Source organism: Vibrio sp. 1978 (assembly GCF_033344345.1).
This window is the reverse complement of sequence record NZ_JAWPOP010000379.1, coordinates 1-755: the sequence shown is the minus strand read 5'-3', so window position 1 is coordinate 755 and position 755 is coordinate 1. Positions and strand designations below refer to the sequence as shown.

General features: G+C 47.0%; 1 protein-coding gene. It reads right to left on the bottom strand.

Translation table 11 applies throughout. The annotated features are described in order from the left end of the window. Positions 1 to 617: YicC/YloC family endoribonuclease (locus R8N49_RS26730; RefSeq protein WP_318190399.1), on the bottom strand; the 617-nt coding region annotated here is incomplete at its 3' end. Between the last annotated feature and the right edge of the window lie 138 nt (positions 618 to 755).

Here is a 755-nt window from a genome sequence, read left to right as displayed (position 1 = left end):
AGCTCTTGTTCTACACGAGAAGCATCCAGTTCAATTTTCGCATCTTCAAATTTTGAGAATAGACGCTCACGTTGCCATTCTAGGATTTCAGGCATGCGAGCACGAACTTTCACCACTTCTGCGGTAATCGCGTCTAGGCGTTGTTCGATCAGCGCTTTCATGTTGTCGCCTTCACGGCCACGCGCTTCAATAAATTCACTAATTGCTTCATCAAATGCAGCAAGCAGTTCTTTGTTGACCTCATCCATGTTTTGCTCTGGAGTTTCCATCACACCAGGCCATTGCATGACTTGAAATGGATTGATGCGGCTGAGCTCACCAGTCATGTGCATAACTTGTTCAGCAGCTTTAATCACTTGGGTTGCCAACGCTTCGTTGATGCTAAGCTCGGCTTTTGCTGCAGGGTTCGCTTCGAAACGAAGGCTACATTCCACTTTTCCTCGCGCTAGACGTTTACGAAAACGCTCGCGTAGAACTGGTTCCAAAGCTCGGAATTGTTCTGGCATGCGGAAATAGGTTTCTAGGTAACGCTGGTTTACACTGCGGATTTCCCATACCGCTGAGCCCCAATCGCCTTTTACTTCTTTGCGCGCATACGCAGTCATACTGTAAATCATCGAATTTTCCTGTCTTCATTTTTTGAAAATTACCTAGAGAGTGTATCACGGAGCGGCAAGAGGTGCGCGGGCTGTCTTACATCAGTGTATCGCAAATATGCTCCCAGGAAATGTTTAGAGGGAGTGAAGCTGTGACCT